We start from the raw sequence: 23,974 nt of genomic DNA, 5'->3' as shown, positions 1-23,974 counted from the left end.
CGCCGCCACGGCGCGGCCTGCGTCAGTCCGTCACCGTCGGGCAGGCGGCCATCAGGGCCGCCAGCGCCTCCAGAAACACCCGCGTTCTCAGCGGCATGAGCCGCCGCTCCGGGAACACCGCCCATGCGGTGTCGCCCGGCAGGTGCCACTGCGGCAGCACCCGTTGCAGCCGGCCGGTGGCCAGCGCGTCGGCCACCATGAGCCGGTCCAGCCCCGCAATGCCCACCCCGGCCAGCGCCATCTGCGCCAGCAGGTTGGGGGAATTCGCCACCGTGCGCTGGCTGGGTCGCAGCACGACCGGCGCTTCGTCCGCCTGGCTCAGCCGCCAGGGCACCGGTTCGCCATTGCGCCCGAGCAGCAGCAGCCCGTGCAACGAGGCCAATGCCTCGGGCAGCAGTGGCTCGCCCATGCGGGCGAGGTAGTCCGGCGCGGCGTACAGGCCCCAGTGCGTGGTGGCCAGGCGCCGGGCGGCGAGTTGGCTGTCGGGGTCCAGTTCGCCCATGCGAATGGCGAGGTCGAAGCCGTCGCCCACCACGTCCACCCGGCGGGGCGTGAGGTCCAGTTCCAGCTGCACCTCGGGGTACTGCTGCGCGAAGCGCGACAGCATCGTGGCCGCCACGCTCTGGGCAAAGTCGGCCGGCATGCTCACCCGCAGCCGCCCGCTGGGCCGGCTCTGGCGGTGCAGGGCCAGCGCCAAGGCGCCGTCCACCTCGGCCGCCACCGCCCGCGCGTGTTCCAGCACGCCCGCGCCGAAGTCGGTCAGCGCCAGGCGACGGGTGCTGCGGTGCAACAGCTTCTCGCCCAGGCGGGCCTCCAGCGCGGCAATGCGGCGCGACACGGTGCTCTTGGGCCAGCGCACCCGCTCGGCCGCACGGCTGAAGCTGCCCGCGTCCATCACCCGCGCGAACAGCAGCAAATCATCGGCATCCGATTCCACGACCACCCTTTCGTTCCATGAGCGGAACAATCTTATGCAAAGTGACAACTTCTGTGACTTCGGGAGCAACCATACAGTGAATGCCATCCCATCCACCCTTCGCTCACGGAGCCCTTCATGCACATCCTGCAAATCAATTCCAGCGCCCGTCGCCTGCAAGACGATCAGGGCTCGGTGTCCACCCGCCTGGCCCGCGAACTGACGGCCGGCCTCCAGGCCCGCCACCCGGACGCCCGCGTCACCGTGCGCGACCTGGCGGCCGAGCCGCTGCCGGTGCTGGACGAAGCCACGCTGGGCGCGCTGTTCACCCCGGCGGACGCCCGCACCGCCGACCAAGCCGCCCGCGTGGCGTTGAACGACGGCGTGATCGCCGAGCTGCTGTCGGCCGACGTGGTGGTGATCGGTGCGCCGATGATCAACTTCAACATCAGCGCCCAGCTCAAGAACTGGATCGACGCGGTGGCGCGCGCCGGGGTCACGTTCAAGTACGGCCCGCAGGGCGCCGAAGGCCTGGTCACGGGCAAGAAGGTCTACGTCGTCAGCAGCCGCGGCGGAGTGCACCGCAACCAGCCGACCGACCAGATCACGCCCTACCTGCGCACGGTGCTCGGCTTCCTGGGCATGACGGACGTGTCCTTCGTCTACGCTGAAGGCCTGAACATGGGGCCCGAGGCCGCCGAGCGCGGCGTGACCGAAGCCCGCGCTCAGATCACCGAACTGCTGACGGCCTGAGCGGCCACCCCCGCCCTTTTTTGAACTGAAAGCCCTCCATGAGCCCCGCCCCCACCGCTGCCCTGACCCGCCCCCGCGAGGTCGAACGCCTCGTGGCCGGCCAGCCCACCAGCGACGGGGCCGGCGTGCGCCTGCAACGCGTGTTGACGCAAGACCTGCAACGCCGGCTGGACCCGTTCCTGATGCTGGACCACTTCGGCTCGGAGAACCCGGACGACTACGTCGCCGGCTTCCCCGACCACCCGCACCGCGGCTTCGAGACCGTGACCTACATGCTGCACGGCCGCATCCGCCACCGCGACTCGGCCGGGCATGAAGGCCTGGTGTCGGACGGCGGCGTGCAATGGATGACGGCCGGCCGCGGCGTCATCCACAGCGAACTGCCCGAGCAGCGCGAAGGCCGCATGGCCGGCTTTCAGCTGTGGCTGAACCTGCCCGCCAAGGACAAGCTCTGCCCGCCGGCCTACCAGGACGTGCAGGGGCCGGACGTGCCGACGTTCGAGCACCAGGGCGCCACGGTGCGTGTGATTGCCGGCCAGAGCCACGGCGTGGCCGGCGCAGTGCAGCGGCCCGTCACCGAGCCGTTGTACCTGGACGTGCACCTGCCCGCAGGCGGCGTGTTCGAGCAGCCGCTGCCGGCCACACACAACGCGTTCGTGTACGTGTACGAAGGTGCGCTGGCCTGGAGCAATGGCTGCCGCGTGCCGGCCGGGCGCATGGCCGTGCTGGCCAACACCGCCGGCAGTGACGGCGTGCGCCTGCAGGCCGGCGACGCCCCCACCCGTGCCCTGCTAGTGGCGGGCCAGCCGCTGGGCGAGCCCATCGCGCAGTACGGCCCGTTCGTGATGAACACCGAGGCCGAACTGGTGCAGGCGGTGCGTGACTTCCAGGCCGGCCGGCTGGCCTGAAGCGCGCCCTGCGGCCGGTGCGTGAGCCGGCCGCCAGGCCCGGCGCACCCCGCTCGTGCAGGAATGCCTGCAATCGTTATCAAAACCAGGCGTTCGTGCACCATTGCCGTGACAGTTTCAGGCGCCGACGGCAGACTTCTGCCCCAAGCTGACCCCGCCACGGTGGCGGGGCGCGCTTGTCACACGGAGGCGACATGAACCCCATGCAATGGAAGATCGGCCCGCGGCTCGCAGCGGCGATGGGGTTGATGCTGCTGCTGCTGATCGTGATCTCGGCGGCAGCGCTGGTGCAGATGCAGCGCATGCGTTTCGAAACGAACGAGATCACCACCAACTGGCTGCCCAGCGTGGCCACCGTGAACCAGATCAACAACAACGCGGCCGACTACCGCCTTGCCGAGTACGGCCACGTGCTGGCCACCGATGACGCCGACATGGCCGTCAAAGAAAAGGCCATGGCCGCCGCGCTGGCCGAGTTCCAGAAGAACAACGCCGCCTACAGCAAGCTCATCAGCTCGCCCGAGGAGCAAAAGCTCTACAACGACTTCCTCTCGGAGTGGAAGCTGTTCATGGCGGTGCACGAGAAGATCTACGCCCACTCGCGCAAGAACGAAACCGACCAGGCGCGGGCGCTGCTGGAAGGCGAGTCCCGCAAGCACTTTGCGACGGCATCCGACATCCTGGACCAGCTGGTGGCCTTGAACACCCAAGGCTCCGAGAAGGCGGGCGGCGAAGCCGAAACCGCGTACAAGACCGCGCGCAACGTGGTGATCGGCATCGCCGTGGCGGCCGCCCTGCTGGCCTTGCTGGCCTCTCGGCTGCTGATCAGCTCCATCACCGGGCCGCTGGGCCGGGCGGTGGCAGTGGCCGATGCGGTGGCCGGTGGGGACCTGCGCCAGGAAATCGACGCCCGCGGCACCGATGAGCCTGCGCTGCTGATGGCCGCCCTGGAACGCATGCGCCAGGGCCTCATGCAAACCGTGGGCCGGGTGCGGGCGAACGCCGAGTCGGTGTCCACCGCCAGCAGCCAGATCGCGCAAGGCAACACCGACCTGAGCCAGCGCACCGAAGAACAGGCCTCGGCCCTGCAGCAAACCGCCGCCACCATGGCCGAACTGGCCACCACCGTGCGCAGCAATGCCGACAACGCCCGCCAGGCCGACCAACTCGCCCGCAGCGCCTCCGAAGCCGCGCGCCAGGGCGGCAGCGCGGTGGGCGATGTGGTGAGCACCATGCGGGGCATCAGCGAATCCAGCCGCCGCATCAGCGACATCATCGGCACCATCGACGGCATTGCCTTCCAGACCAACATCCTCGCCCTGAACGCCGCGGTGGAAGCCGCGCGGGCCGGCGAGCAAGGCCGCGGCTTTGCCGTGGTGGCCGGCGAAGTGCGCCTGCTGGCGCAGCGCAGCGCCGAGGCGGCCAAGGAAATCAAGAGCCTCATCACCCACAGCGTGGAGCAGGTGGAGCGCGGCAGCCAGCAGGTGGACACGGCCGGCCAATCCATGCAGTCGCTGGAGCAGGCCATCCAGCGCGTGACCGACATCGTGGGCGAGATCAGCACCGCCAGCGCCGAGCAGGCCGATGGCGTGAACCAGATGGAGCAGGCCGTCTCGCAGATGGACCAGGCCACGCAGCAAAACGCCGCGCTGGTGGAAGAGTCCGCCGCGGCGGCCGAGAGCCTGCGCCAGCAGGCGGTGCAGATGGTGGAAATCGTCGGCGCGTTCCGCACGACCGATGGGGCGAGCCACGCGGTCCGGGCGCCACACGCAGCGCCCACCGCGCACCGCGCGCCCGCCCGTGCGCCCAGCATGCGCCCCGCCGCCGCCCCGCGCGCCCCGGCCAAAGCCCCGGCGCCCGCGCCCGTGGCCACCGCATCCCCGTCGCCCCGCGCGGCCGCTGCAACCCCAGCGGCTCCGGCGGCCGGGGGCGACGACGACTGGACCAGCTTCTGACCCTGCGGGGTGGTAGCGCCCCGGCGCCGTCCTACGTGAGGGCTGGCCGGGCGCCCACCCGCAAGCCCCGCGCGCCCAGCCACAGTGGCGGCATCCCCGCCGCCGGAGCTGACGCGCCATGGACCCCACCGCACTTGCCGAACCACCCCTGCCCTGCGCAGCGCCCGCCCGCGTGCGGGTGTGCGTGATCGGCACCGCCGACGCCCTGCAAGCCTCGGCCAGCGACTTGACCGTGCTGGCCGCCGACGACCGCGTTCGCCGGCTGGACTGGCGGCTGGACGACGGCTTTGGCGAGCCCCCGGTCGAGGCCGACTGGGCCGACGGGCTCATCGTGCTGAACTCCGACGCCTGGGCCGCGCCGCGGGCGTGTGCGCGCCTGCAATCGCTGCTGAAAATGGCCTGGCGCTGCGGCCGCACCGTGGCCCTGTGCGGCGAGGCCTTGCAGTCGCTCGGCACTCTGGGCTTCCCAGCGGATGTGCCGGCGGAAGCCGAAGGCTTGTTCCTGTGCCCGCAACGGCCCTGTGCCGGCACGCTGCGCGAGTTCCTGGACGCCGTGCAGGACCAACCCCACACCCGCCGCTGAAACGACTCGCGCCCGACCCGGCGCGAAGCACACGCGAACGTTCCATCAGGGGCCTGCGAGGCCCCTCGTTTCACGCCCTGCGCGCCGCCCGGCAGCCCGGACGGCGCGCGGGCGCCGGGGTGCGCCTATCGGCGCACCAGCCCCACCACCAGGCTCACGAGGGCCAGGATGACGAAGCCGTAGAACAGCAGCTGGGCAATGCCGGCCGCACTGGCGGCAATGCCGCCGAAGCCGAACAGCGCCGCCACGAGGGCGATGACGAAAAAGATGATGGCGTAGCGCAACATGGAAGGTCTCCTTCAAGGGGGTGTGTGGACCTGCCCAATCTAGGTTTCCGCTCGTGGCCGCGGTGCCGGCACCGGCCGTGCCGGGGAGTAGGAGGGCGCCGACGCCGATGCCGCCGATGCCGCCGATGCCGCAGACGCTGCAGACGCCGCAGAAGACGACACCGCCGCCGTGCTGCCGCAGCGAACGGGTGGCAGGTCTTCGCCGGGGTCCACAAAGGCCAGCAGGGCCGCGGGTGGCGCCAGCGCACCCAGGGCGATGGCGGCAACAGCCTTGCCGCCCAGAGCCCGGCCTTCCAGCGCCACGCGCGGGTCGGCCAGCGTGCCCTGCACGCGCAGCGGCGAGCGCAACGTCAGCAACGAAAAGTCCTTGGGGTGGGCCACGAGGCGCAGGTCCAGCGTCTCGTCCGCCAGGCTGATGCGGCCGTCGATGTCGAAGCGGCTGTCGCGGTTGTCCACCACGGCCGTGCGCGGGCGCAGCACCCCGGCCTGAAACCGCCCCTCCAGCCGCGCGCAGTTCAGCGTGAGCATGCGGTCGCCGCGCAGCCACACGGCCAGGCCCTGGGCGAGGTCCAGGCCCAGCCCTTCAGTCAGCAGGTGCGACAGGCGGCCCTGGTCGATCTGCAGCCGCACCGGCCCGGTCAGGCTGCCCAGCAACTCGGCGGTGCTGCGGCCCCGGCCCTGCACGTCGAGCTCGGCCCGCAGCCGGCCAGTGACTGGGTCCTGGGCCAGCGCGCGGGGCTGAAGCCGCAGCCATTGCTCCAGGGCCATGCCCTGCACGCCCAGGGTCACGTGCCACAGGGGCGGGCTGGGGCGGCTGTCGAGCCGCGCCGAACCCGCCACCTCGCCGCCGCCCATGCCGGCGTTGAGGTAGGACAGGCTCAGCACACCGCCTTCCAGCACCAGACTGGCGTTCACCGGCGCCAGCGGGGCCAGGCGGGCGGTGCCGAGGTCGAGCTGACTCAGGGCAATGGCCACGCGGGCGTCCATCAGGTTCAGCGCGGGCAGGTCCAGCGGCCGGTCGGGCAGCACGCGCCCGGGGCGGCTGGGCCGGGTGTCGGTGCCCACCGCGGGGCCGAGGTCGGCCAGGCGCAACGGCCCGCCACGCAACAGCCCGCTGAGCTGAGGCCGCCCGCCGGCGGCGGCTGGGCGCGTATCGAAGGCGAAGTCCCCCGCCAGCTGGCTCTGGCCCACGCGGGCCTGCGCGCCGTTCAGCTGCCACACCCCCGAAGCGTGCAGCAACCGACCGGCCAGGGTGACGGGCGGCGTGCGCGGCAGCGCGAGGCCGAAGGGTCGGCCGATGTCCGCCAGGGAGTTGCCGCGCACCTGCAGCGCGCCGTCGAGCGCGCGGGCGTCGAGCAACGACGCGGCGGTGCCGGCAAAGGCAAGGCGGCCGTGGCGCTGCGTCAGCTCGGCGCGCAGCTGCACGGGGGGCAGGCCGGCGTCGGCCGGGGCGAACAGCGCCACGCCCGCGTCGGCTTCGGCAGACAAGGCGAGTTGCTGGCCGCGCAGCTCGCCCTGCAGCGCCGCCGTCCACCGGCCGTCAGCCTGGGTGGCGAAGCGGGCATCGCCCCGGAGCTGCAACGGGGCGTCATCCAGGCGGGCCTGCCCCTCGCGGATGACGAGATGGTCGATCTGCGGCAGCGCGGCGGGCTCCTGGCGTTGGCCGCTGGGCTGCACGGGCCAGGCCGTGCGGCCGGCGGCGTCGCGCTGCCAGTTCAAGGTCAACGCGTCGGCCTGCACCAGCCGCAATCGCAGCGGGGCGCCACGCCGCCAAGCCCAGAGGTCGCCCCACTGCCAGTGCAGCAGCAGGCCACGGGCGTCGGCCAGGGGCTCGCCGCCGGAGCCGCTCACGCGCAGCCGCGAGGCTTGCAGACGCGGGCGCAGCAGCAGGTGCACGCGGGCGCCGGCGTCCAGGTCCATTCCTCGCTCGGCACGGGCGGCCAAGCCGGGGGCAAGGCCGGGCCAGCCGGCCCACTCCATGCCGGCTGCAGCGGCGATGACGGCAAGCACCGCGGCGCCGACGGCTTTGAAAGCGAACTTCATGCCCCCATGCTGCCGGCCGGGCGGCGCCGCCGGCGTGGGACGCCAGCGACCTGCCGTGTAGGCGCAGGCGACGGCCGCCGGCCCCGTCCAGCAGGTCTATCTGTCCCGGCGCTGGCGAAGGCGCCCTCGGCCTTGAGCGGCGCGGCGTGCCGTCCGACAACGGCGCGCTGCGCCGCTGACTAGCCTTGCTCACACCACTCCACGCTCGTCCCATGGCCGCAACTCCTTCCGCGCTGCAGCGCTTCATCACCGTGGCCCAGCCCTACTGGCGAGGCGACCGGCGGGCATGGGCCTGGGCCTTTCTGGCCGGCCTGGTGCTGCTGATGCTGGCCGACACCCAACTGGCCGTGCGGTTGAACACGCAGACCGGGGAGCTGACCTCGGCGCTGGCCGCCCGCGACGCCGATCGCTTCTGGGCTGCCGTGCGCCAGATGCTGCAGGTGCTGGGTCTGGCGGTGCCGGTGTTCGCGCTGTACTACTACGCCCGCGACGCCTACGCCAACGACTGGCGGCGCTGGCTGACCCAGCGCTACCTGGACGGCTACCTGCGCGAGCGCCGGTACTTCCACCTCGCCAGCGACGTGATCGACAACCCCGACCAGCGCATCGCCGAAGACGTGAACACCTTCACCGGCCGCTCGCTGCACTTCCTGCTGATCCTGCTGGGCTCGCTGATGCAGCTGGTGGCGTTCAGCGCGGTGCTGTGGGGCCTGTCGCACACGCTGGTGGGTTTTCTGGTGGCGTATGCGGTGGCGGGCACGGTGCTGTCGCTGGGCCTGTTCGGCCGGCCGTTGATCCGGCTCAACCACTGGCAACTCAAGCGCGAAGCCGACCTGCGCTTTCGCCTGATGCGGGTGCGCGAGAACGCCGAGTCCATCGCGTTCTACGGCGGTGAAGCGCAGGAGCGCCACCAACTGCAACAGCGCCTGCGCGCCACGCTGCTGAACACGCAGCGGCTGATCCGCGCGCAGTTCGGGCTGAACCTGTTCCAGCGCGGCTTCAGCCAGCTGAGCCTGCTGGTGCCCAGCGTGGTGCTGGCGCACGACGTGCTGTCGGGCCGGCTGGAGGTGGGCCAGGCGGTGCAAGCGGGCGGCGCGTTCGCGGCAGTGCTGGGCGCGATTTCGCTGATCGTGGACAACTTCGAGAGCCTGTCGCGCTTCGTGGCCGGCATCGACCGCCTGCACGACCTGGCCCAGGTGCTGGAGTCACCGCCCGCAACACCCGGCATCGCTCGCGAGGCCGGGCATGACCTGCACTTGCAGAACCTCACCGTGCAGGCCCCCGACAGCGACCGTGTGTTGGTGGAGAAGCTGAACTTGAGCGTTCCCGAAGGCGGCTCGCTGCTCATCACCGGCGCCAGCGGGTGCGGCAAGAGTTCGCTGCTGCGCGCCATCGCCGGGCTGTGGACGCAGGGCAGCGGCCAGGTGTCGCACCCGCCGCGCGAGCAGGTGTTCTTTCTGCCGCAGCGGCCCTACCTGCAAAGCGGCAGCCTGCGCAGCCAGCTCATCTACCCCAGCACGCAGACGGCACTGGACGATGCAGCCTTGCTGCGCATCCTCGACGAGGTGCAACTGCGCCACCTCGCCGAGGCCGACGGCGGCCTGGATCGCAGCAGGGACTGGGAGAAAGTGCTCAGCGGCGGCGAGCAGCAGCGCCTGGCCTTTGCCCGGCTGCTGGTGCACGCACCGCGTCTGGCCATCCTGGACGAAGCCACCAGCGCGCTGGACGACGCCAACCAGCAACGCCTGTACGAACGCCTTCGCGCCCGCGGCACCACCCTCATCAGCATCGCCCACCGCGCGGCGGTGGCGGGCTTTCACAAGCAGGTGCTGCAACTCACTGGCGGTGGCCGCTGGCGCCTGGCACGCACCACGCCGGCGGCGCACACGCCCCCGCCCGCCCCGAGCCCGACCGCGCCGCCTCGGTGAACTCCCGACCGATCGGTCGAGCAATCGCCGATAGGATGGCTGCCGCCTTCACGACGCGCTGCCATGGACTTCACGATTGCCGCCATCCTCGGGCTCGACGGCCTCACCAACGGGGCCATCTACGCCCTGGTCGCCCTGGCCCTGGTGCTGGTGTTTTCCGTCACCCGCATCATCTTCATTCCCCAGGGCGAGTTCGTCGCCTTCGGGGCCCTCACGCTGGCTTCGCTGCAAATGGGCAAGGTGCCCGGCACGGTGTGGCTGCTGCTGCTGCTGGCCGTGGCCGCCGCGGTGCTGGACGTGGCGCAGGCCCTGCGGGAGCGGCGCCCGGCCGGCACGGTGGCCTGGGGCCTGGTTCAAACGCTGAGCTTTCCGATCGGCATGGCCCTGGCCCTGCCCGAGGTGGCCGCACGCCAGCCGGCGCTGTGGATGCAGGTGCTGATCACGCTGAGCCTCGTCACCGCCATGGGCCCGCTGCTGTACCGGCTGGCCTACCGCGCGCTGTCGGGCGCCAGTGTGCTGACGCTGCTCATCGTGTCGGTGGGCGTGCACTTCGCGCTGACGGGCATCGGCCTCGTGTTCTTCGGCGCCGAGGGCTACCGCACGCCGGCCTTCTGGGAGGCGCGCTTTGACGTCGGCCCGCTGAGCCTGACCGGGCAGACGCTGATCATCTTCGGCGCCTCGGTGGCGCTGCTGGTGGCGATGTACCTGTTCTTCGAGCGCACGCTCACCGGCAAGGCCCTGCGCGCCACCTCGGTCAACCGAACCGGCGCACGGCTGATGGGCATCTCGGGCGACGCCGCTGGCAGCCAGACCTTCACCATGGCCGCCTTCATCGGCGCGCTGTCGGGCCTGCTGATCGCACCGTCCACCACCATCTATTACGACACCGGCTTCCTGATCGGCCTGAAAGGCTTCGTGGCCGCGGTGTTCGGCGGGCTGGCGAGCTTTCCGATGGCCTTGTCTGGCGCGATTGGCGTGGGCCTGATCGAGAGCTTCGGCTCCTTCTGGGCCAGCGCTTTCAAAGAGGTCATCGTGTTCACGGTGATCCTGCCGGTGCTGCTCTGGCGGTCCTTCGTGGACCCACACCATGAGGAGCATTGACATGCAGCGCTCTCACCTTGCGGCCGCGTCCGCCGTCGCCCTGCTCGCCCTGCCCTTCGCGCCGGTGCCGGACTTCTGGATCACGCAGCTCAACTACATCGGCCTGTTTTCGCTGGTCGTGCTGGGCCTGGTGCTGCTCACCGGCGTGGGTGGGCTCACCTCGTTCGGTCAGGCTGCGTTCGCCGGGGTGGGCGCGTACGCCACCGGCTACCTCACCACCGTGATGGGCCTGTCGCCTTGGCTGGGCCTGGTGGCGGGGCTGGCCATCACGCTGGTGCTGGCGCTGGCCATTGGGGCGCTCACGCTGCGCATGTCGGGCCACTACCTGCCGCTGGCCACCATCTGCTGGTGCCTGGCGCTGTACTACCTCATCGGCAACCTGGAGGCCCTGGGCAAGTACGACGGGCTGCTGGGCCTGCCGGCGCTGACGGTGGGCGACTTCAGCTTCCAGAGCGAGCGGCGCATCTACGGGCTGATCTGGGTGGCCGCGCTGCTGGCCGCCGTGGGCGTGACGCGGCTGCTGGACTCGCGGCCGGGCCGCATCATGCGGGCGCTCAACACCAACCGGGGCGGCGGCAGCACCATGCCCGAGGCCATGGGCGCCAGCACCTTCCGCCACAAGCTGACGATGTTCGTGGTGGCCGCGTTGCTGGCCTGTGTGTCGGGTTGGCTGTACGCCCACATGCAGCGCAGCGTGAACCCGTCGCCGTTCGGCATCAAGTTCGGCATCGAGTACCTGTTCATGGCGGTGCTGGGCGGCATCGGCACCGTGGGCGGCGCCTTCACGGGCGCGGCGCTGGTGAAGCTGGCAGAAGACCAACTCAAGGTGGTGCTGCCGCTGGTGTTCGGCGGCTCGGGCAACTACGAGATCATCGTGTTCGGCGTGGTGTTGGTGCTGGTGCTGCGCTTTGCACCCGAGGGCCTGTGGCCGCTGATCTCGCGGCTCATCGCCCGCTGGCTGCCCGCACGCGGCAGCCGGGCGGTGGACGAACACGCGCCCCGCCTCAGCGCCCGCAGCCACCCGCCGCGCGGCGCGGCGCTGCTGGAGGTGCGGCAGATTCGCAAGCAGTTCGGCGGACTCACGGCCGTCAACGACATCAGCTTCAGCATCCAGGCCGGCGACATCGTGGGCCTGATCGGCCCCAACGGCGCGGGCAAGAGCACCACCTTCAACCTGATCTCCGGCGTGCTGCCGCTCACCTCCGGCGAGGTGCGCCTGCTGGGCCAGCGGGTGGACGGCCGCGGCAGCCGGGAGATCGCCCGTGCGGGCCTGTCGCGCACCTTCCAGCACGTGAAGCTGGTGCCCGACATGACAGTGCTGGAGAACGTGGCCCTGGGCTGCTACCTGCGCACCCAAAGCGGCACCGCCGCCGCCATGCTCGGGCTGGACCGGGCCGAAGAAATGCAGGCCCGCGCCGAAGCGCTGCGCCAGCTGCGCCGCATCGGGCTGGAAGCCCAGGCGCACGAGCTGGCCGGCAACCTGGCCCTGGGGCCGCAGCGCCTGGTGGAAATCGCCCGCGCGCTGGCCAGCGACCCCTCGCTGCTGCTGCTGGACGAACCCGCCGCCGGCCTGCGCCACAAGGAAAAGCAAGCCCTGGCCGAGGTGCTGAAGCAGCTCAAGGCCGAGGGCCTGTCGCTGCTGCTGGTGGAGCACGACATGGACTTCGTCATGAAGCTGACCGACCGCATCGTCGTCATGGAATTCGGCCGCTGGCTGATGGAGGGAACGCCCGCCGAAGTGCAGGCCAGCCCCGCCGTACGCGCCGCCTACCTGGGAGCCGATGACTTGCCGGACGAGCGCCGGGCCGCTCCCAAGCCGGCCGGCATCTCCTCGGGGGATCGGTCGATGGACTCATCGAACGAGGGGCAGGCATGAGCGCGCTGCTGCAAGTGCAAGACCTGCACGCCGGCTACGGCCGCGCGGAAGTGCTGCAGGGGCTGAGCTTCTCGGCCGCTGAGAAGAGCGTGGTCACCGTGATTGGCCCCAACGGCGCAGGCAAGAGCACGCTGCTGGGCGCGCTGATGGGCCTGATCCCGTCGCGCAGCACCACGCTGCGCTTTGCCGGTGAAGACATCTCGCGCCTGACGCTGGAAGAGCGTGTGCTCGCCGGCCTGGCCCTGGTGCCCGAGAAGCGCGAGCTGTTCGGCACCATGAGCGTGGAAGACAACCTGCTGCTGGGCGGCTGGCGCCCCAAGGCGCTAGGCGACAAGCGCTGGCGCGACGGGCTGGAGGGCGTGTATGCCCGCTTCCCGCGGCTGAAGGAACGCCGCGCCCAGGCGGCCGGCACCCTGTCGGGCGGCGAGCGGCAAATGCTGGCCCTGGGCCGGGCGCTGATGGGGCAGCCCAAACTGCTGATGCTGGACGAACCCAGCCTGGGCCTGGCGCCGCTGATCGTGCGCGAGATCTTCACCATCGTCGACGCGCTGCGCGCCACCGGCGTGAGCATCCTGCTGGTGGAGCAGAACGCCCGCGCCGCCCTGCGCGTGGCCGACCACGGCCATGTGCTGGAGACCGGCGAGCTGGTGCTGAGCGGCCCGGCCGACCAACTCGCCGCCGACCCGCGGGTGATCGAAACCTACCTGGGCGCCGGGCACAAGGGCTGAGGGCTGAGCGCCCGGGCACCCGGCTGCCCGGCTGGCGTGTCCTTCCCGTGCCGATTCAGTGCTGATTCAGTGCTGATGCACGGCGGCGTCAGCGCCGCTTCTGCGGCAGCACCGCCGTGTTCAGCACCACCGCCGTGCCGGCGGCCGGCACCTGGGCCAGCAGCGGCGCCGCATCCATCAATTGGTCGGCGTGCCACACCCGCACGTTGGCGGGCCCCACGGGCACGCCGGTCAGGGTGACGCGGCCGTCAGCGTCCGTGGCCTGCGCCCAGGGCGTGTCGGCCACGTACAAGAACCCTCGCATGGAGCTGTGCAGGTGGCAGCCCAGCAAATAGCCGCCTGGCTTGGCCAGGACCCGGGTGTCTTGCGCCACGGTCTCGCCCACCTTGCCCGCCAGACGCAGCTGCTGGTTTTGCGCCGTGTCCAGGTAGAAGCCCCCGGGCCCCATCAAGCCAAAGATGACGTGGTGGTCCCAGGCGTCCTGGTTGGTGAACGTGACGCGCGCACCGGGGTGCACCACCGTGAGGGCGGGCTTGAAGCGCAGCTTTTCTTGCTTGATGGTGGCTTCCATCAACGGGGCCGGGTGCGCACCCACACCGGCACTGGTGACCAGCACCACCGCGTCCGGCAGGGGCTGGCCGTTTTTGTCCAGCACGCGCACGGTCAAATCAGCCGCCCGAGCCGCCGGGGCGAGCAGCACCAGGCAGGCGGCCATCCACCCGGCCATGCACCCGGCCAGTCGGACGGCGTTGAAGGGGGAGCGGGCCCCAGCGGCGGGGTTCGTGATGGCGTTCATGTCGGCACTCCAGGCAGTCAAGATGCCCCACCTACGCAGCGCACCGCGCTTTGGATGCACGCCCCGACCCGGGCGCCTTAAATAGACCCGACCGACACCACCGGCCCGGTGGGCGCCCCGGTGGGCGAACCGCCGGTGGGCTCCACGCTGACCGCCAGCGCCTGCGCGCCGCGCACCACGTCGGACCGCAGCACCGTGGTGGCCGCCCGAGCCGACACCAGGCCCAGCGAACGCGGCGCGGCCCCCGGCGGCACGGCCCAGAGCTCCAGGGCCTGCCCTGCGGTCAGCCGCGCCTCGCCCAGCGGCTTGAGCACCAGCGCCCGGCCGTCACCGCTGACGCTGGCGACAAACCCGGCGGGCACCAGCGCGGCACCATCGGGCGTGCCTTGCAGCACCACCACCAGGGGCGGCTGTACGGGCACGGGCTGCAACACCCACACCCCGAGCGCCAGCACCGCGGTGAGCGCCAGGCCCGACACCCCGCGCCACAGCGCGAGCTGCTGCCACCAGCGCAGCGGCGCCTGGGCAGGCCCGAACAGGCGGGCCTGCAGCTGCTGCCACACGCGCGGGCTGGGAGGCAGGTCCGGCACCGGCGCCGCCAGGGTGTTCACGCGCGCCTCCCAGGCCCGCACGGCCGCGGCCAGCGTGGGGTGGGCGGGCAGCAGTTGCTGCAGGCGGCGGCGCGCGCCCCCACGCAGGGTGCCCAGCGCGTACTCGGCGGCGAGTTGATCGGCCAATCGGCGGTTGCTGTAGTCCATTCACTTCGCTCCTGAGGGCTGGGTGGTGCCTCTGGGGCCGCGCGCGGCGCGGTCCAGGCAATCGCGCAGGCTTTGCAGGCCCCGGCGAATCCAGCTCTTGATGGTGCCCAGCGGCTGGGCCAGTTCTTCGGCCACCTCGGCGTGCGACAGGCCGTCGTAGTAGGCCAGGGCGAGGCTCGCGCGTTGACGCTCGGCCAAGCCCTCCATGCAGTGCTCCAGCGCCAGTTGCGAGCGGGCCTGCTCCAGCAGCGCCATCGGGCCGGCGGCCGTGTCGGGCAATTGCTCCAGCAGGTCCACCTCGGTCTCGCCGTCGTCTGCCACCGCGTGGCGGCTGACGGTGTCGGGGGTCCGGCTGCGCCGGCGCATGCTGTCGATGGCGCGGTTGCGGGCCATGCTCATCAGCCAGGTCATGGGGCGCCCCAGCGCGGGGTTGTAGCCCGAGGCCGAACGCCAGACCGTGACGTAGACCTCCTGCAGCACCTCTTCAGCCTGGGCGCGGTCGCCCACCACGCGAGCGATCACGGCCAGCAGCGCGCCGCTGGTGGCGCGGTACAGCGCCTCGAAGGCGGTGCGGTCGCTCAGCGCGACGCGGGCCATCAACGCGGCCAGGCCGCCGGGGTCGTCGACGTCGGCGGCAGGGGCCGGGGTGGGGGCAGCAGCGGGTGCAACAGCGGGCATGGCGTCTCGCAAGTGAGGCCGGCGATCCAAAAGCCGCGCGGCCCCCCAATTGTTGACACAAGCCACGGGGGACGCAGTGAACAACCTGGACATGCACCAACTACGCTGGCCCCCGGCGGCCGGATGCACGAACCTGCCCGAAAAATTTTTTTCATCGCGGGCTGCATCCAAACCGTGCCAGCCGGCGTAGCTAGGCCGGTTCACCCTTCAACGACTGGAGCCCTCCATGACATTGCGTGTTTCCCTCGCAGCCACCGCCGCCCTGGCGGTGGGCCTCGCCGGCGCCGCCCACGCGGGCGACGGCAAATTGCTGCTGACCGGCGGCGTCAGTTCCATCGACGGCGCGGCCGGCGGGGGTCTCACCCCCTGGGCCGTGACCGGCAGCTACGCCACCGCCGGCGAGTGGGGCGGCACCGCCTTCCTGACCGGCGTGAAAACCGGCGACTACGCCCTGAAAACCTACGGCGTGGCCGCGAGCTGGAACGACCGGCTGGAGGTGTCCCTGGCCCGGCAAGACCTGGACACGCGCGACAACCTGGCGCCGCTGGGCCTGAGCGGCCTGCACCTGAAGCAAGACATCCTGGGCGTGAAGCTGCGCGTGGCCGGCGACGCCGTGCTGGACAGCGACACCTGGATGCCGCAAGTGGCCGTGGGGCTGGAGCACAAGACCGCCCACGTCGGCGCGCTGGGCCCCACGCTGTTCGGCCCGCTGGGCGCCAAGCGTTCGGGCACGGATGTGTACGTGAGCGCCACCAAACTGTTCCTGGCGCCGGGCGTGCTGGTGAACCTGACGCTGCGCGCCACGCAGGCCAACCAGAACGGCCTGTTGGGCTTTGGCGGTGCGCAAGGGCGCAGCCACCAGATCAAGCCGGAGCTGTCGGTGGCCAAGCTGCTGGCCAAGAACGTGGCCGTGGGGGCGGAGTTCCGCGCCAAGCCCGACAACCTCAACCGCTCGGTGCTGGGCGAAGGCGCACTCAAAGAGAACGCCTGGTACGACGTGTTCGTGGCCTGGGCCCCGAGCAAGCAGGTGTCGCTCACCGCCGCGTACGTGGACCTGGGTCGCATCGCCCCGGTCGTGCAGCCCAAGCGCCAGACGGGGGCCTACCTGTCGGCCCAGTTCGCGTTCTGAACACGCCCCTTTTGGAGATTGCCATGAAGCACCCCTTGCGCGCCCTGCTGGCGCTGACCGCCGCGGGCCTGATCGGCGCCGCCCACGCCCAAACCGCTGACGACAGCCTCTACCGTGCCTGGGGCCAGAAGGCCGGCATCCAGGCCGTGATGCAGGACTTCGTCACCCGCCTGGTGGCGGATGCCCGCATGGCGCCGTTCTTCAAGAACACCAACCGCGACAACCTGGTCACCCAGCTCACCGAGCAGCTGTGCCAGCAGGCCGGCGGCCCCTGCGTCTACAAAGGCGTGCCCATGAAGGAGGCCCACGCCGACATGGCCATCGGCCGGCGCGACTTCAACGCCCTGGTGGAGGTGCTGCAGCAGAGCATGGACGCACGCGGCATTCCGTTCGACGCGCAGAACGCCATGCTGGCCCGGCTGGCGCCCATGCACCGCGACGTGATCACGCGCGACTGAGCCTGTGACGCCAGGCGGCGCTGAGACGCGCTGAGACGCGCTGCGTGGCGCTGGAAAGCGCCGCTCAAAAAAATGAGGGCCCCGCAGGGATGCGGGGGCCCTCATCGAAAGTCCGTCGGCGTCCCACACCCGGGCCGCCGTCGGAGACACAGCCGTCAGCGGATCAGAAGCTGGCGCGCAAACCCACCTGGTAGGTGCGGCCCGGCTCGTAGATGGCGTAAGGCGCGTTGGCGAACTGGAAGTTGGTGCGCTGCGAGGCGCGCGTCACGTTGAACACGTCGAACGTGGCTTGCAGGTCCTTCTTCCAGCCGAAGGTCGAGCCCAGGATCTCGCCCAGGTTCAGGCGCGAGGTGAAGTCCACCTGCGCATAGTCGGTGCCGAAGAATGCCGCCGCGGTGATGCCGTTCTGGCCCGCGCCAGAGCTTTGCGAGCCCTTGGTGAAGTTCTTGGTCACGCGCATGCCACCCCAGCGGCCTTCGTAGTACGCGGCCAGGTTGTAGGTGTGCGGCGGCACGCCGTAGGCCTGGTTGGCGCCCGACTGCTTCACGCGGGTGTAGTTGGCGCTGACGCCAAAGCCCTTCAGGTAGCTGGTCAGCACGTCCAGCGGCTGCTGCACGGTGAACTCCAGGCCCTTGATGTGCAGCACGTCCGACGAGTTCTGCGTTTGCGACAGCGTGATGGGCAGGTTGTTGATGTCCACCAGCGCCTGGCCCGTGGGCAGTGCGTCCAGGTCAGCCGGCGGGTTGGCGTAGCCGGCGCGGATGTACAGCGCACGGCGCTGGTCACGGCTCAGGCCGTTGGTCCAGTTGATGCCGTACTGGTTGAGCGCGCTGAACGGCACGCTGAAGTTGGCGGTGCCGGTGAAGCCCTTGATGTCCTTCTTGAACCAGGCCAGCGCCACGTAGCCTTCACGGCCGGTGTACCACTCCAGGCCCAGGTCGGTGTTCTTGGACTCGTAGGGCTTGAGGTCCGGGTTGGTGAGCGTGCCGTTCTGGGCCGAGGGGTCGGTGAAGCTGGCCGACAGCGCGCGCAGCGAGGTGGGGTCGGCGCGCGTAATGGTCTTGGACATCGAGCCCCGCGCCAGCACGTTGGAGCGCAGGTTGTAGGCCACGCTCGCCGAGGGCAGGAAGTTGGCGTAGGTGGTGCTGGTGTAGCTCTCCACCACCGGCGTGGCGTAGCGGCCGCCGTCCAGCAGCGTGGCGTTGCGCGGGTCGGCCGGGGCGCTGAGCGTGGCGAAGGTCTGCTCCGTCGTCGCGTAGCGCATGCCGGCGTTGTAGCGCAGGTTGTTGCCCAGCAGCTGGGTCTCGCCGTTCAGCTCGGTGAACACCGAGGTCACCTTCTCCTGGATGTAGCCGGGGTTCACGCCGGTGTTGGTGCCGCCGGTGCCGGGCACCGCGGTTTCATGCGCGGCAGCGTAGTTGGCGTCCTTGGCAAAGCGGGCCCAGTCCAGCGCGACGAAGCCGCGCGCGTTGGGCGTCAGGTAGCCCGGAATCGCTGCGTTCGGAATCGCCGAACCCAGGTACTGCAGCGGCGTGGTGGCGCCGGCCGTGGCGCCGGTGCCGTAGCCGGGGTAGTCCGCCGCGGCGGAGCCGGCCACGCCGGTGCCGTTGCAGCCGTTCTTGTTGGTGGTGTTGGGGGCCGGCAGGTAGACGTTGAGGTTGCGGCCACAGACGATGTTGGACCAGTACGCATCGTTGTTGAGCGAGCTGATGCGGCGCGACACGTTGTCAAACGCGCCGCCGAACTTGATGTCCACCAGGTCGGCGTCGATGTCCACCGCGGCGCGCAGGCCCGAGGTGCGCACCTGGCGCTTTTCTTCCTGCACGTTCACGCGGCCGCCGTTCCAGCCGAAGGAGCTGGGCGTGTTGAGGATGTCCTTCGCGCCGGTCAGCGTGTTGGTGGCCGTGATGAGGGGTGTGCCGCTGGTGTTGTCGTACTGGGTGGTGATGCCCGAGCCCAGCACGGTCTGGAACAGCGCCGTGGGCGACTGGCGATGGAAGTCGCTGCGCGTGGCGTTGGCCTGCACGTCCACCGAGATGGCGTCGGTGATCTTGAGCTTGGCGCCGGGGTTGATGCTCTGGAACTTGGTGTCTTCGGTGTACGGGCGGTACTCCAGGAAGTACTGCGAGTTGGCGAAGGTGCCCTTGGTCACCACGCAGCCGTTCGTGCAGTCGCTGCGGTCCACTTGCAGGTTCAGCGGAATGGACGAGCCGTTGCGGCCCACCCAGTTGATGTCGGTGCGCTCGAAGGTGTTCTTCTTGTGGCCGTAGATGGTGTCCAGGAACAGCTGCGCCTGCGGCGTGGGGCGGAACTCCACCGACAGGATGGCGTTCTGACGGTCACGGTTGCCCTCGGCCACCATGGCGCGGCCCAGGCGCGGAATGATCGCGTTGTCCAGCTGCGTGATGGTGAGGCCGGGGTTGTTGGCTAGCAGGAAGGCTTCGTTGATGGGGGCGCCGGTGGTCAGCCCGTTGCCGGCGTTGGCGGGCACGGTGCCAGGAATCGTCCAGTTGCCGCCGCCGGTGTTGTTGCGCGTGGCGCTGCTGCTTTGCGAGGCCAGCAGGTTGGCGTTCGTCCAGCCGATGGATTCGAAGCCGGTGGTCTTGACCTTGTTGGTGGACCAGGCCACGCCGGCCAGCACGCCCAGGGTCTCGCCCCACGTGTTGCTGACCAGGGCCGACCCGCGGTTGCCCCAGTGGTCGGCCTGCTGGTTCTTGGTGCCCGTGACGGTGAAGGCGCTGCGCAGGCCCTTCTTGTCGAACGGCCGGGCGCTGCGCATGTCCACGATGCCGGCGGCGCCGCCTTCGAGCATGGAGGCGGTCGGGCTCTTGACCACGGTCACCCGGCTGAACAGCTCGCCGGGCAGGAAGTCCATGTCCACCTCGCGGTTGGCGCTGCCGGAGTCGGTGCGGCCGGTGGAGGCGGAGGCGACGGGGGCGCCGTTGAGCAGGATGCGCGTGAAGTTGGTGCCCAGGCCGCGGATCTGGATCTGCAGGCCCTCACCGGTGATTTCACGCGTGAGCGTGACGCCGGGGATGCGCGAGATGGACTCGGCGATGTTGCTGTCCGGGAACTTGCCCATGTCCTCGGCGGAGATGGCGTCGATGAAGCCGACCGAATTGCGCTTGGCGTTGGCCGAGCTTTCCAGCGACGCGCGAATGCCGGTCACCACCACCGCGTCCAGTTGGGCGGGTTGGGCCGGGCTGGCGGCCGGCGGGGTCTGGGCGTAGGCCTGCGCAATCAGGCCGGCCAGCAAGGTGGTGCCCAGGCTCAGGCGAGCCGGCAAGCGGCGCGAGCGCCGGACGGAGGTGGGGGTCATCGAAGTCTCCTTGGTGTTCTGTGAACTCGCGCAGCACCCTGGAATCTGATGCCATTCCCACACAAATGGTAGCGCGAACATTTTTAATTTACGACCCACCAACCCAAGCGTCAACGAGGGTGTGTACTAATGTATTAGTTGGAAATCCGACTCATTGTGGATGGAAAGATGAAGGATTGACGGACATCAGATACCGCTATCAACCCGCAAGACTCCCCGGTGGCAGACACCGCCCAGCCCCGCCCGCACACACCGCACAATGCGCCCGGTCCGCGTGAACGCGCGGGCGCCCCGGACCCCGATGAACTTCACGCTCGACCCCACCCGCCACGCCGCACCCCAGGTGCTGGAAGCCCTGCGCACGGCCATCGTGTCGCTGGAACTGGCGCCCGGCCAGTTGCTGGACCGGGCCGAGTTGGCGCAGTCTTTCGGCGTGAGCCAGACCCCGGTGCGCGACGCCCTCATCCGCCTGGGCGAAGAGGGCCTGGTGCTGATTCGCGCCCAGGCCACCACACAGGTCAGCCGCATCGACGTGCCGGCCGCCCGCGAGGCGCACGTGCTGCGCCGTGCGGTGGAACTGGAGATCGCCCGGCTGCTGGCCGCCGCGCCGGACCCGGCCGTGCTGCAAGCCCTGCGCGCCCAACTGGCGGTGCAGAACACCCTGGCCGCGGCCAAGAACTACCCCGCCTTCATCGCGGCCGACAAGGAGTTCCACCGCCTCATGTACGTGGCCGCCGGCCTGCCGCGGCTGTGGACGGTGGTGACACGCATGAGTGGCCATGTGGACCGGCTGCGCCTGCTGCACGTGCCGGCTGACGGCAAGGCCGCCTCCATCATGGGCGGCCACGAGGCCATCGTGCAGGCCATTGAAGCCGGCGACGCGGCGGCCGCCGAGCAGGCCGTGCGCGAGCACCTGACCGGCACGCTGGCCTCGGTGGACGAGATCCACCGCCGCCACCCGGAATTCCTCATCATGGCCTGACGCCGCGCCCACACACCGCGCGCCCCCTTCACCACTGCCGACTCACCATGCGCCCTGCCCCCGTCCTTCGTTTGCTGAGCCTGTGCGTGGCCGCGCTGGGCACCGCCGCCCACGCCCAAGACCGCCTGGTGCAAGTGCCCACGCGGGGCTCGGAGTCCATCAGCTACTGGTGGATGCCCAAGGACGGCGCCACCGCCACGGTGCTGCTGTTTTCAGGCGGCGGCGGTGGCATCGGCTACCGCGACGGTCAGCCGCAATCCAACAACTTCCTGATCCGCAGCCGCGAGCTCTTCCGCGGCGAGAACCTCAACGTGGCGCTGGTGGGCAACCCGTCAGACAAGCGCCAGATGGACGACGCCTGGCGCACTTCGGCGGCGCACGCGGCGGACGTCACGGCCATTCTGGCCAGCGTGCAGCAGCAGGCCGCGCAGCCGGTGTGGCTGGTGGGCACCAGCCGAGGCACGGTGTCGGCCGCCGCGCTGGGCATTGCGCTGCAAGCACAGTTGGCCGGCGTGGTGCTCACGGCCTCCATCACCAGCTTTCGCCAGCCGGCGGCCGTGCCACAGCAGGCCATCGACCGCATCCGGTTGCCGGTGCTGGTCTACCACCACCAGCAAGACGCCTGCCCCATCACCCAGTCACACGAAACCGACTGGATCCTGCGCAAGCTGACCGCCGCACCGGTCAAGCGGCAGATGCTCGTGACCGGCGGCGCCAACCCCAGCGGCGACCCGTGCGAGGCGTTGCACTGGCACGGCTTCATCGGCATGGAAGCCCAAGTGGCCAAGGACATCGCCGCCTGGATGCGAAACCCGCAGCCCTGACGCTGAAGCGCCCGCGGGCGGCGGGCGGGGCGCACCGCTCAGCTCAGCTCAACGAGGTTCAGCGCACCGCGCCGCGCGTGTTCACATACAACGCGTACACCGAGTGCGTGCTGGCCATGAACAAGCGATTGCCCTTGGCGCCACCGAAGCACAGGTTGGCGCAGCGCTCGGGCAGGTGGATGTGGGCCAGCAAGGTGCCCGCCGGGCTGTACACCCGCACGCCGTCCAGCTGCGCGGGGTCGGCGCCCCGGCTGCCGTCGCCGCCGAAGCCGCACCAGAGGTTGCCCTGCACGTCCACCGCCATGCCGTCGAAGGCGCCGGGGCCACCGGCGTCGATGAGCAGGCGCTGGTTGGACAGCTGCGCACCGGCCACGTCGTAGGCCCAGATCAGCCGGTGCGGCTTGGCACGGCTTTCAATGACGTACAGCGTCTGCCCGTCCGGGCTGAAGGCCAGGCCGTTGGGGCCGTTCAGGTCGTCCAGCTGCAGCGAGAGTTCACCGGTCGCGCCGTCGATGCGGTACACGCCGTGCGGCAGCTCCTGCTCGGCGCGCTCGCCCTCGAAATCGCTGGCAATGCCGAAGCTCGGGTCGCTGAACCACAGGCTGCCGTCGGCGGCGCAGGTGATGTCGTTGGGCGAGTTCAGGCGCTTGCCGTCATAACGGTCGGCCAGCACGGTGATGCGGCCGTCGTACTCGGTGCGGGTGATGCGGCGGGTGAGGTGCTCGCAGCTCACCAGGCGCCCTTGCGCGTCGCGCACGTGGCCGTTGGCGTTGTGGCTGGGGTTGCGGAAGTCGCTGACCGCGCCCGTCGTTTCGTCCCAGCGCAGGATGCGGTTGTTGGGGATGTCGGACACCAGCAGGTAGCGCCCGTCGCCAAACCACACCGGCCCCTCGGCCCAGGCCAGGCCGGTGAACAGCTGCTCCACGCCGGCGGCGAACAGGCGCAGCGGCAGGAAGGCGTCGTCGAACACCTCGATGGCGGGGTCCGGCCGGCGGGCGTTGGGGGTGAAAGCGATGTTCATTCCGGGGCTTTCTCGAAGGGGCCGAGCACCACGAAGCCGCCGCCCTGGCAGCGCACGTCGGGCCGGCTCGGGTCCTCGTAGGGCTGGGCCGCTTCCACCTCGGCGCGCCAGGGCTCCGAGCTGTCCTGCGGGCGGTAGCCGATGTGACTCGCCGTGCGGTTGTCCCACCAGGTCGAGCGGTTGTCGCTCACGCCGTAGATGACGCTGTGGCCCACCACCGGCGCGCTGAGCGCGGCCACGATGAGGCGCTCCAGGTCGTCGTAGCTCAGCCAGCTGGACAGCATGCGCCGGTCCGTGGGCACCGGCCAGCTGGAGCCGATGCGCAGCGTGACCGTCTCCAGCCCGTAGCGGTCGAAGTAGAACTGCGCCAGGTTCTCGCCAAAGGCCTTGGACAAGCCGTAGTAGCTGTCCGGCCGCGGCGTGGCCTGGGGCGTGATCGTTTCGCCCTGGCTGTAAAAGCCCGTCACGTGGTTGGAGCTGGCGAACACGATGCGGCGCACACCGCGCTGGCGGGCCGCCTCGTACACGTTGTAGGCCCCGACGATGTTGGCCGGCAGCACCACGTCGAACGGCTTTTCCACCGACACGCCGCCGAAGTGCAGCACGGCGTCCACGTCCTGCAGCAGCGACTGCATCGCGGCCAGGTCTTCCAGCGGGGCCTGCACCACCTCCTCGCCCTCACCGGCCGGGTCCATGGGGCTGAGGTCGGACAGGCGCAGCACCTCGCAATACGCCTTCAGGCGCGGGCGCAACACGCGGCCCAGGTTGCCGGCAGCGCCGGTCAGCAGCAGGCGCTTGAAGCGCGGAGCAGAAAGTCGTTCCATGTCGTCGCTCATCGAGATCGCGGGTTTCACCGTTGGCTGAGCGCCGGGCCGCCCCAAGCCTGCCGGCAGGCGATGTGCTTGCGGCTCCATGCCTCAAGCATTGCCGT

Annotated in this window: 21 protein-coding genes; 12 read left to right on the top strand and 9 right to left on the bottom strand. The window is 70.5% G+C overall.

Annotated elements, in window-relative coordinates; genetic code table 11:
* Window positions 1-22: 22 nt before the first annotated feature.
* Entirely contained in the window at window positions 23-937 is a 915-nt protein-coding gene (locus ACG01O_RS00520) for a LysR family transcriptional regulator (RefSeq protein ID WP_394379977.1), read from the bottom strand.
* Between the two features lie 117 nt (window positions 938-1,054).
* On the opposite strand from ACG01O_RS00520, the gene ACG01O_RS00515 reads away from it, so the two are divergent.
* The 4 genes from ACG01O_RS00515 (at window position 1,055) to ACG01O_RS00500 (ending at window position 5,115) form a co-directional block, all read left to right on the top strand.
* Complete coding sequence (locus ACG01O_RS00515; RefSeq protein WP_394379974.1) at window positions 1,055-1,669, top strand: FMN-dependent NADH-azoreductase; 615 nt, start codon at window positions 1,055-1,057, stop codon at window positions 1,667-1,669.
* Window positions 1,670-1,707: 38 nt separating this feature from the next.
* Entirely contained in the window at window positions 1,708-2,577 is an 870-nt protein-coding gene (locus tag ACG01O_RS00510; protein WP_394379971.1) for a pirin family protein, read from the top strand.
* A 194-nt stretch (window positions 2,578-2,771) separates the two neighbouring features.
* Window positions 2,772-4,532 carry a methyl-accepting chemotaxis protein gene (locus ACG01O_RS00505; RefSeq protein WP_394379968.1) on the top strand — a complete coding sequence of 587 codons (1,761 nt, stop codon included), beginning with the start codon at window positions 2,772-2,774 and terminating at the stop codon, window positions 4,530-4,532.
* 118 nt (window positions 4,533-4,650) lie between these two features.
* The gene (locus ACG01O_RS00500; RefSeq protein WP_394379965.1) at window positions 4,651-5,115 is read left to right on the top strand and encodes a hypothetical protein; all 465 of its coding nucleotides are present in this window, start codon (window positions 4,651-4,653) and stop codon (window positions 5,113-5,115) included.
* Between the two features lie 125 nt (window positions 5,116-5,240).
* Here ACG01O_RS00500 and ACG01O_RS00495 read toward each other — a convergent pair whose 3' ends face one another.
* On the bottom strand, window positions 5,241-5,402 hold the full coding sequence (locus tag ACG01O_RS00495; protein ID WP_394379963.1) for a DUF1328 domain-containing protein: 162 nt from the start codon (window positions 5,400-5,402) through the stop codon (window positions 5,241-5,243).
* Between the two features lie 39 nt (window positions 5,403-5,441).
* Window positions 5,442-7,445, bottom strand: coding sequence for an AsmA family protein (locus ACG01O_RS00490; RefSeq protein ID WP_394379960.1), 2,004 nt, complete (start codon window positions 7,443-7,445; stop codon window positions 5,442-5,444).
* Between the two features lie 212 nt (window positions 7,446-7,657).
* Here ACG01O_RS00490 and ACG01O_RS00485 point away from each other — a divergent pair, with 212 nt between their 5' ends.
* The 4 genes from ACG01O_RS00485 (at window position 7,658) to ACG01O_RS00470 (ending at window position 13,078) form a co-directional block, all read left to right on the top strand.
* A complete protein-coding gene (locus ACG01O_RS00485) occupies window positions 7,658-9,373 on the top strand; it encodes an ABC transporter ATP-binding protein/permease (RefSeq protein ID WP_394379957.1) in 1,716 nt (571 codons plus the stop codon).
* A 63-nt stretch (window positions 9,374-9,436) separates the two neighbouring features.
* Complete coding sequence (locus ACG01O_RS00480; RefSeq protein ID WP_394379954.1) at window positions 9,437-10,474, top strand: branched-chain amino acid ABC transporter permease; 1,038 nt, start codon at window positions 9,437-9,439, stop codon at window positions 10,472-10,474.
* A 1-nt stretch (window position 10,475) separates the two neighbouring features.
* Window positions 10,476-12,350, top strand: a complete 1,875-nt coding sequence (locus ACG01O_RS00475) for a branched-chain amino acid ABC transporter ATP-binding protein/permease (protein ID WP_394379951.1) — start codon at window positions 10,476-10,478, stop codon at window positions 12,348-12,350.
* Entirely contained in the window at window positions 12,347-13,078 is a 732-nt protein-coding gene (locus tag ACG01O_RS00470; protein ID WP_394379949.1) for an ABC transporter ATP-binding protein, read from the top strand. Before ACG01O_RS00475 ends, ACG01O_RS00470 begins: the two co-directional genes overlap by 4 nt.
* 88 nt (window positions 13,079-13,166) lie before the next feature.
* On the opposite strand, the gene ACG01O_RS00465 is transcribed toward ACG01O_RS00470, so the two are convergent.
* The 3 genes from ACG01O_RS00465 to ACG01O_RS00455 all read right to left on the bottom strand — a co-directional run bounded on the left by ACG01O_RS00465 (window position 13,167) and on the right by ACG01O_RS00455 (window position 15,310).
* Window positions 13,167-13,874, bottom strand: a complete 708-nt coding sequence (locus ACG01O_RS00465; RefSeq protein ID WP_394379946.1) for a cupredoxin domain-containing protein — start codon at window positions 13,872-13,874, stop codon at window positions 13,167-13,169.
* A 77-nt stretch (window positions 13,875-13,951) separates the two neighbouring features.
* Window positions 13,952-14,632 carry an anti-sigma factor gene (locus tag ACG01O_RS00460; protein ID WP_394379943.1) on the bottom strand — a complete coding sequence of 227 codons (681 nt, stop codon included), beginning with the start codon at window positions 14,630-14,632 and terminating at the stop codon, window positions 13,952-13,954.
* Window positions 14,633-15,310 carry a sigma-70 family RNA polymerase sigma factor gene (locus ACG01O_RS00455; protein ID WP_394379940.1) on the bottom strand — a complete coding sequence of 226 codons (678 nt, stop codon included), beginning with the start codon at window positions 15,308-15,310 and terminating at the stop codon, window positions 14,633-14,635.
* 226 nt (window positions 15,311-15,536) lie between these two features.
* Here ACG01O_RS00455 and ACG01O_RS00450 point away from each other — a divergent pair, with 226 nt between their 5' ends.
* Both ACG01O_RS00450 and ACG01O_RS00445 read left to right on the top strand, forming a co-directional pair.
* The gene (locus ACG01O_RS00450; RefSeq protein ID WP_394379938.1) at window positions 15,537-16,439 is read left to right on the top strand and encodes a DUF3034 family protein; all 903 of its coding nucleotides are present in this window, start codon (window positions 15,537-15,539) and stop codon (window positions 16,437-16,439) included.
* Between the two features lie 23 nt (window positions 16,440-16,462).
* Window positions 16,463-16,897 (top strand): group I truncated hemoglobin, encoded by a 435-nt coding sequence (locus ACG01O_RS00445; protein WP_394379935.1) that lies wholly within the window; start codon window positions 16,463-16,465, stop codon window positions 16,895-16,897.
* A gap of 163 nt (window positions 16,898-17,060) precedes the next feature.
* Here the strand turns inward: ACG01O_RS00445 and ACG01O_RS00440 are convergent, their stop codons facing one another.
* On the bottom strand, window positions 17,061-20,216 hold the full coding sequence (locus ACG01O_RS00440) for a TonB-dependent receptor (RefSeq protein ID WP_394379933.1): 3,156 nt from the start codon (window positions 20,214-20,216) through the stop codon (window positions 17,061-17,063).
* A gap of 301 nt (window positions 20,217-20,517) precedes the next feature.
* On the opposite strand from ACG01O_RS00440, the gene ACG01O_RS00435 reads away from it, so the two are divergent.
* Together ACG01O_RS00435 and ACG01O_RS00430 are read left to right on the top strand one after the other, a co-directional pair.
* A complete protein-coding gene (locus tag ACG01O_RS00435; RefSeq protein ID WP_394379930.1) occupies window positions 20,518-21,198 on the top strand; it encodes a GntR family transcriptional regulator in 681 nt (226 codons plus the stop codon).
* A gap of 47 nt (window positions 21,199-21,245) precedes the next feature.
* Window positions 21,246-22,022, top strand: coding sequence for an alpha/beta fold hydrolase (locus tag ACG01O_RS00430; RefSeq protein WP_394379928.1), 777 nt, complete (start codon window positions 21,246-21,248; stop codon window positions 22,020-22,022).
* A 58-nt stretch (window positions 22,023-22,080) separates the two neighbouring features.
* On the opposite strand, the gene ACG01O_RS00425 is transcribed toward ACG01O_RS00430, so the two are convergent.
* Together ACG01O_RS00425 and ACG01O_RS00420 are read right to left on the bottom strand one after the other, a co-directional pair.
* Complete coding sequence (locus tag ACG01O_RS00425) at window positions 22,081-23,043, bottom strand: SMP-30/gluconolactonase/LRE family protein (RefSeq protein WP_394379925.1); 963 nt, start codon at window positions 23,041-23,043, stop codon at window positions 22,081-22,083.
* Entirely contained in the window at window positions 23,040-23,867 is an 828-nt protein-coding gene (locus tag ACG01O_RS00420) for an NAD-dependent epimerase/dehydratase family protein (protein WP_394379922.1), read from the bottom strand. Before ACG01O_RS00420 ends, ACG01O_RS00425 begins: the two co-directional genes overlap by 4 nt.
* Window positions 23,868-23,974: the final 107 nt, after the last annotated feature.

Origin of the sequence: Pelomonas baiyunensis (assembly GCF_043555935.1) — a bacterium.
GTDB lineage: Bacteria > Pseudomonadota > Gammaproteobacteria > Burkholderiales > Burkholderiaceae_C > Pelomonas > Pelomonas baiyunensis.
The sequence above is the reverse complement of the archived record's forward strand: the minus strand, read 5'-3'. Positions and strand labels throughout refer to the sequence as shown.

Bases quoted from the DNA above. Each gene is read 5' to 3' on its own strand.
- ACG01O_RS00420 (WP_394379922.1), bottom strand. From the start codon at position 23,867: ATGGAACGACTTTCTGCTCCGCGCTTCAAGCGCCTGCTGCTGACCGGC.
- ACG01O_RS00440 (WP_394379933.1), bottom strand. From the start codon at position 20,216: ATGACCCCCACCTCCGTCCGGCGCTCGCGCCGCTTGCCGGCTCGCCTG.
- ACG01O_RS00490 (WP_394379960.1), bottom strand. From the start codon at position 7,445: ATGAAGTTCGCTTTCAAAGCCGTCGGCGCCGCGGTGCTTGCCGTCATC.
- ACG01O_RS00510 (WP_394379971.1), top strand. From the start codon at position 1,708: ATGAGCCCCGCCCCCACCGCTGCCCTGACCCGCCCCCGCGAGGTCGAA.
- ACG01O_RS00460 (WP_394379943.1), bottom strand. From the start codon at position 14,632: ATGGACTACAGCAACCGCCGATTGGCCGATCAACTCGCCGCCGAGTAC.
- ACG01O_RS00425 (WP_394379925.1), bottom strand. From the start codon at position 23,043: ATGAACATCGCTTTCACCCCCAACGCCCGCCGGCCGGACCCCGCCATC.
- ACG01O_RS00505 (WP_394379968.1), top strand. From the start codon at position 2,772: ATGAACCCCATGCAATGGAAGATCGGCCCGCGGCTCGCAGCGGCGATG.
- ACG01O_RS00470 (WP_394379949.1), top strand. From the start codon at position 12,347: ATGAGCGCGCTGCTGCAAGTGCAAGACCTGCACGCCGGCTACGGCCGC.
- ACG01O_RS00480 (WP_394379954.1), top strand. From the start codon at position 9,437: ATGGACTTCACGATTGCCGCCATCCTCGGGCTCGACGGCCTCACCAAC.
- ACG01O_RS00475 (WP_394379951.1), top strand. From the start codon at position 10,476: ATGCAGCGCTCTCACCTTGCGGCCGCGTCCGCCGTCGCCCTGCTCGCC.
- ACG01O_RS00500 (WP_394379965.1), top strand. From the start codon at position 4,651: ATGGACCCCACCGCACTTGCCGAACCACCCCTGCCCTGCGCAGCGCCC.
- ACG01O_RS00515 (WP_394379974.1), top strand. From the start codon at position 1,055: ATGCACATCCTGCAAATCAATTCCAGCGCCCGTCGCCTGCAAGACGAT.
- ACG01O_RS00455 (WP_394379940.1), bottom strand. From the start codon at position 15,310: ATGCCCGCTGTTGCACCCGCTGCTGCCCCCACCCCGGCCCCTGCCGCC.
- ACG01O_RS00465 (WP_394379946.1), bottom strand. From the start codon at position 13,874: ATGAACGCCATCACGAACCCCGCCGCTGGGGCCCGCTCCCCCTTCAAC.
- ACG01O_RS00430 (WP_394379928.1), top strand. From the start codon at position 21,246: ATGCGCCCTGCCCCCGTCCTTCGTTTGCTGAGCCTGTGCGTGGCCGCG.
- ACG01O_RS00445 (WP_394379935.1), top strand. From the start codon at position 16,463: ATGAAGCACCCCTTGCGCGCCCTGCTGGCGCTGACCGCCGCGGGCCTG.
- ACG01O_RS00485 (WP_394379957.1), top strand. From the start codon at position 7,658: ATGGCCGCAACTCCTTCCGCGCTGCAGCGCTTCATCACCGTGGCCCAG.
- ACG01O_RS00495 (WP_394379963.1), bottom strand. From the start codon at position 5,402: ATGTTGCGCTACGCCATCATCTTTTTCGTCATCGCCCTCGTGGCGGCG.
- ACG01O_RS00450 (WP_394379938.1), top strand. From the start codon at position 15,537: ATGACATTGCGTGTTTCCCTCGCAGCCACCGCCGCCCTGGCGGTGGGC.
- ACG01O_RS00435 (WP_394379930.1), top strand. From the start codon at position 20,518: ATGAACTTCACGCTCGACCCCACCCGCCACGCCGCACCCCAGGTGCTG.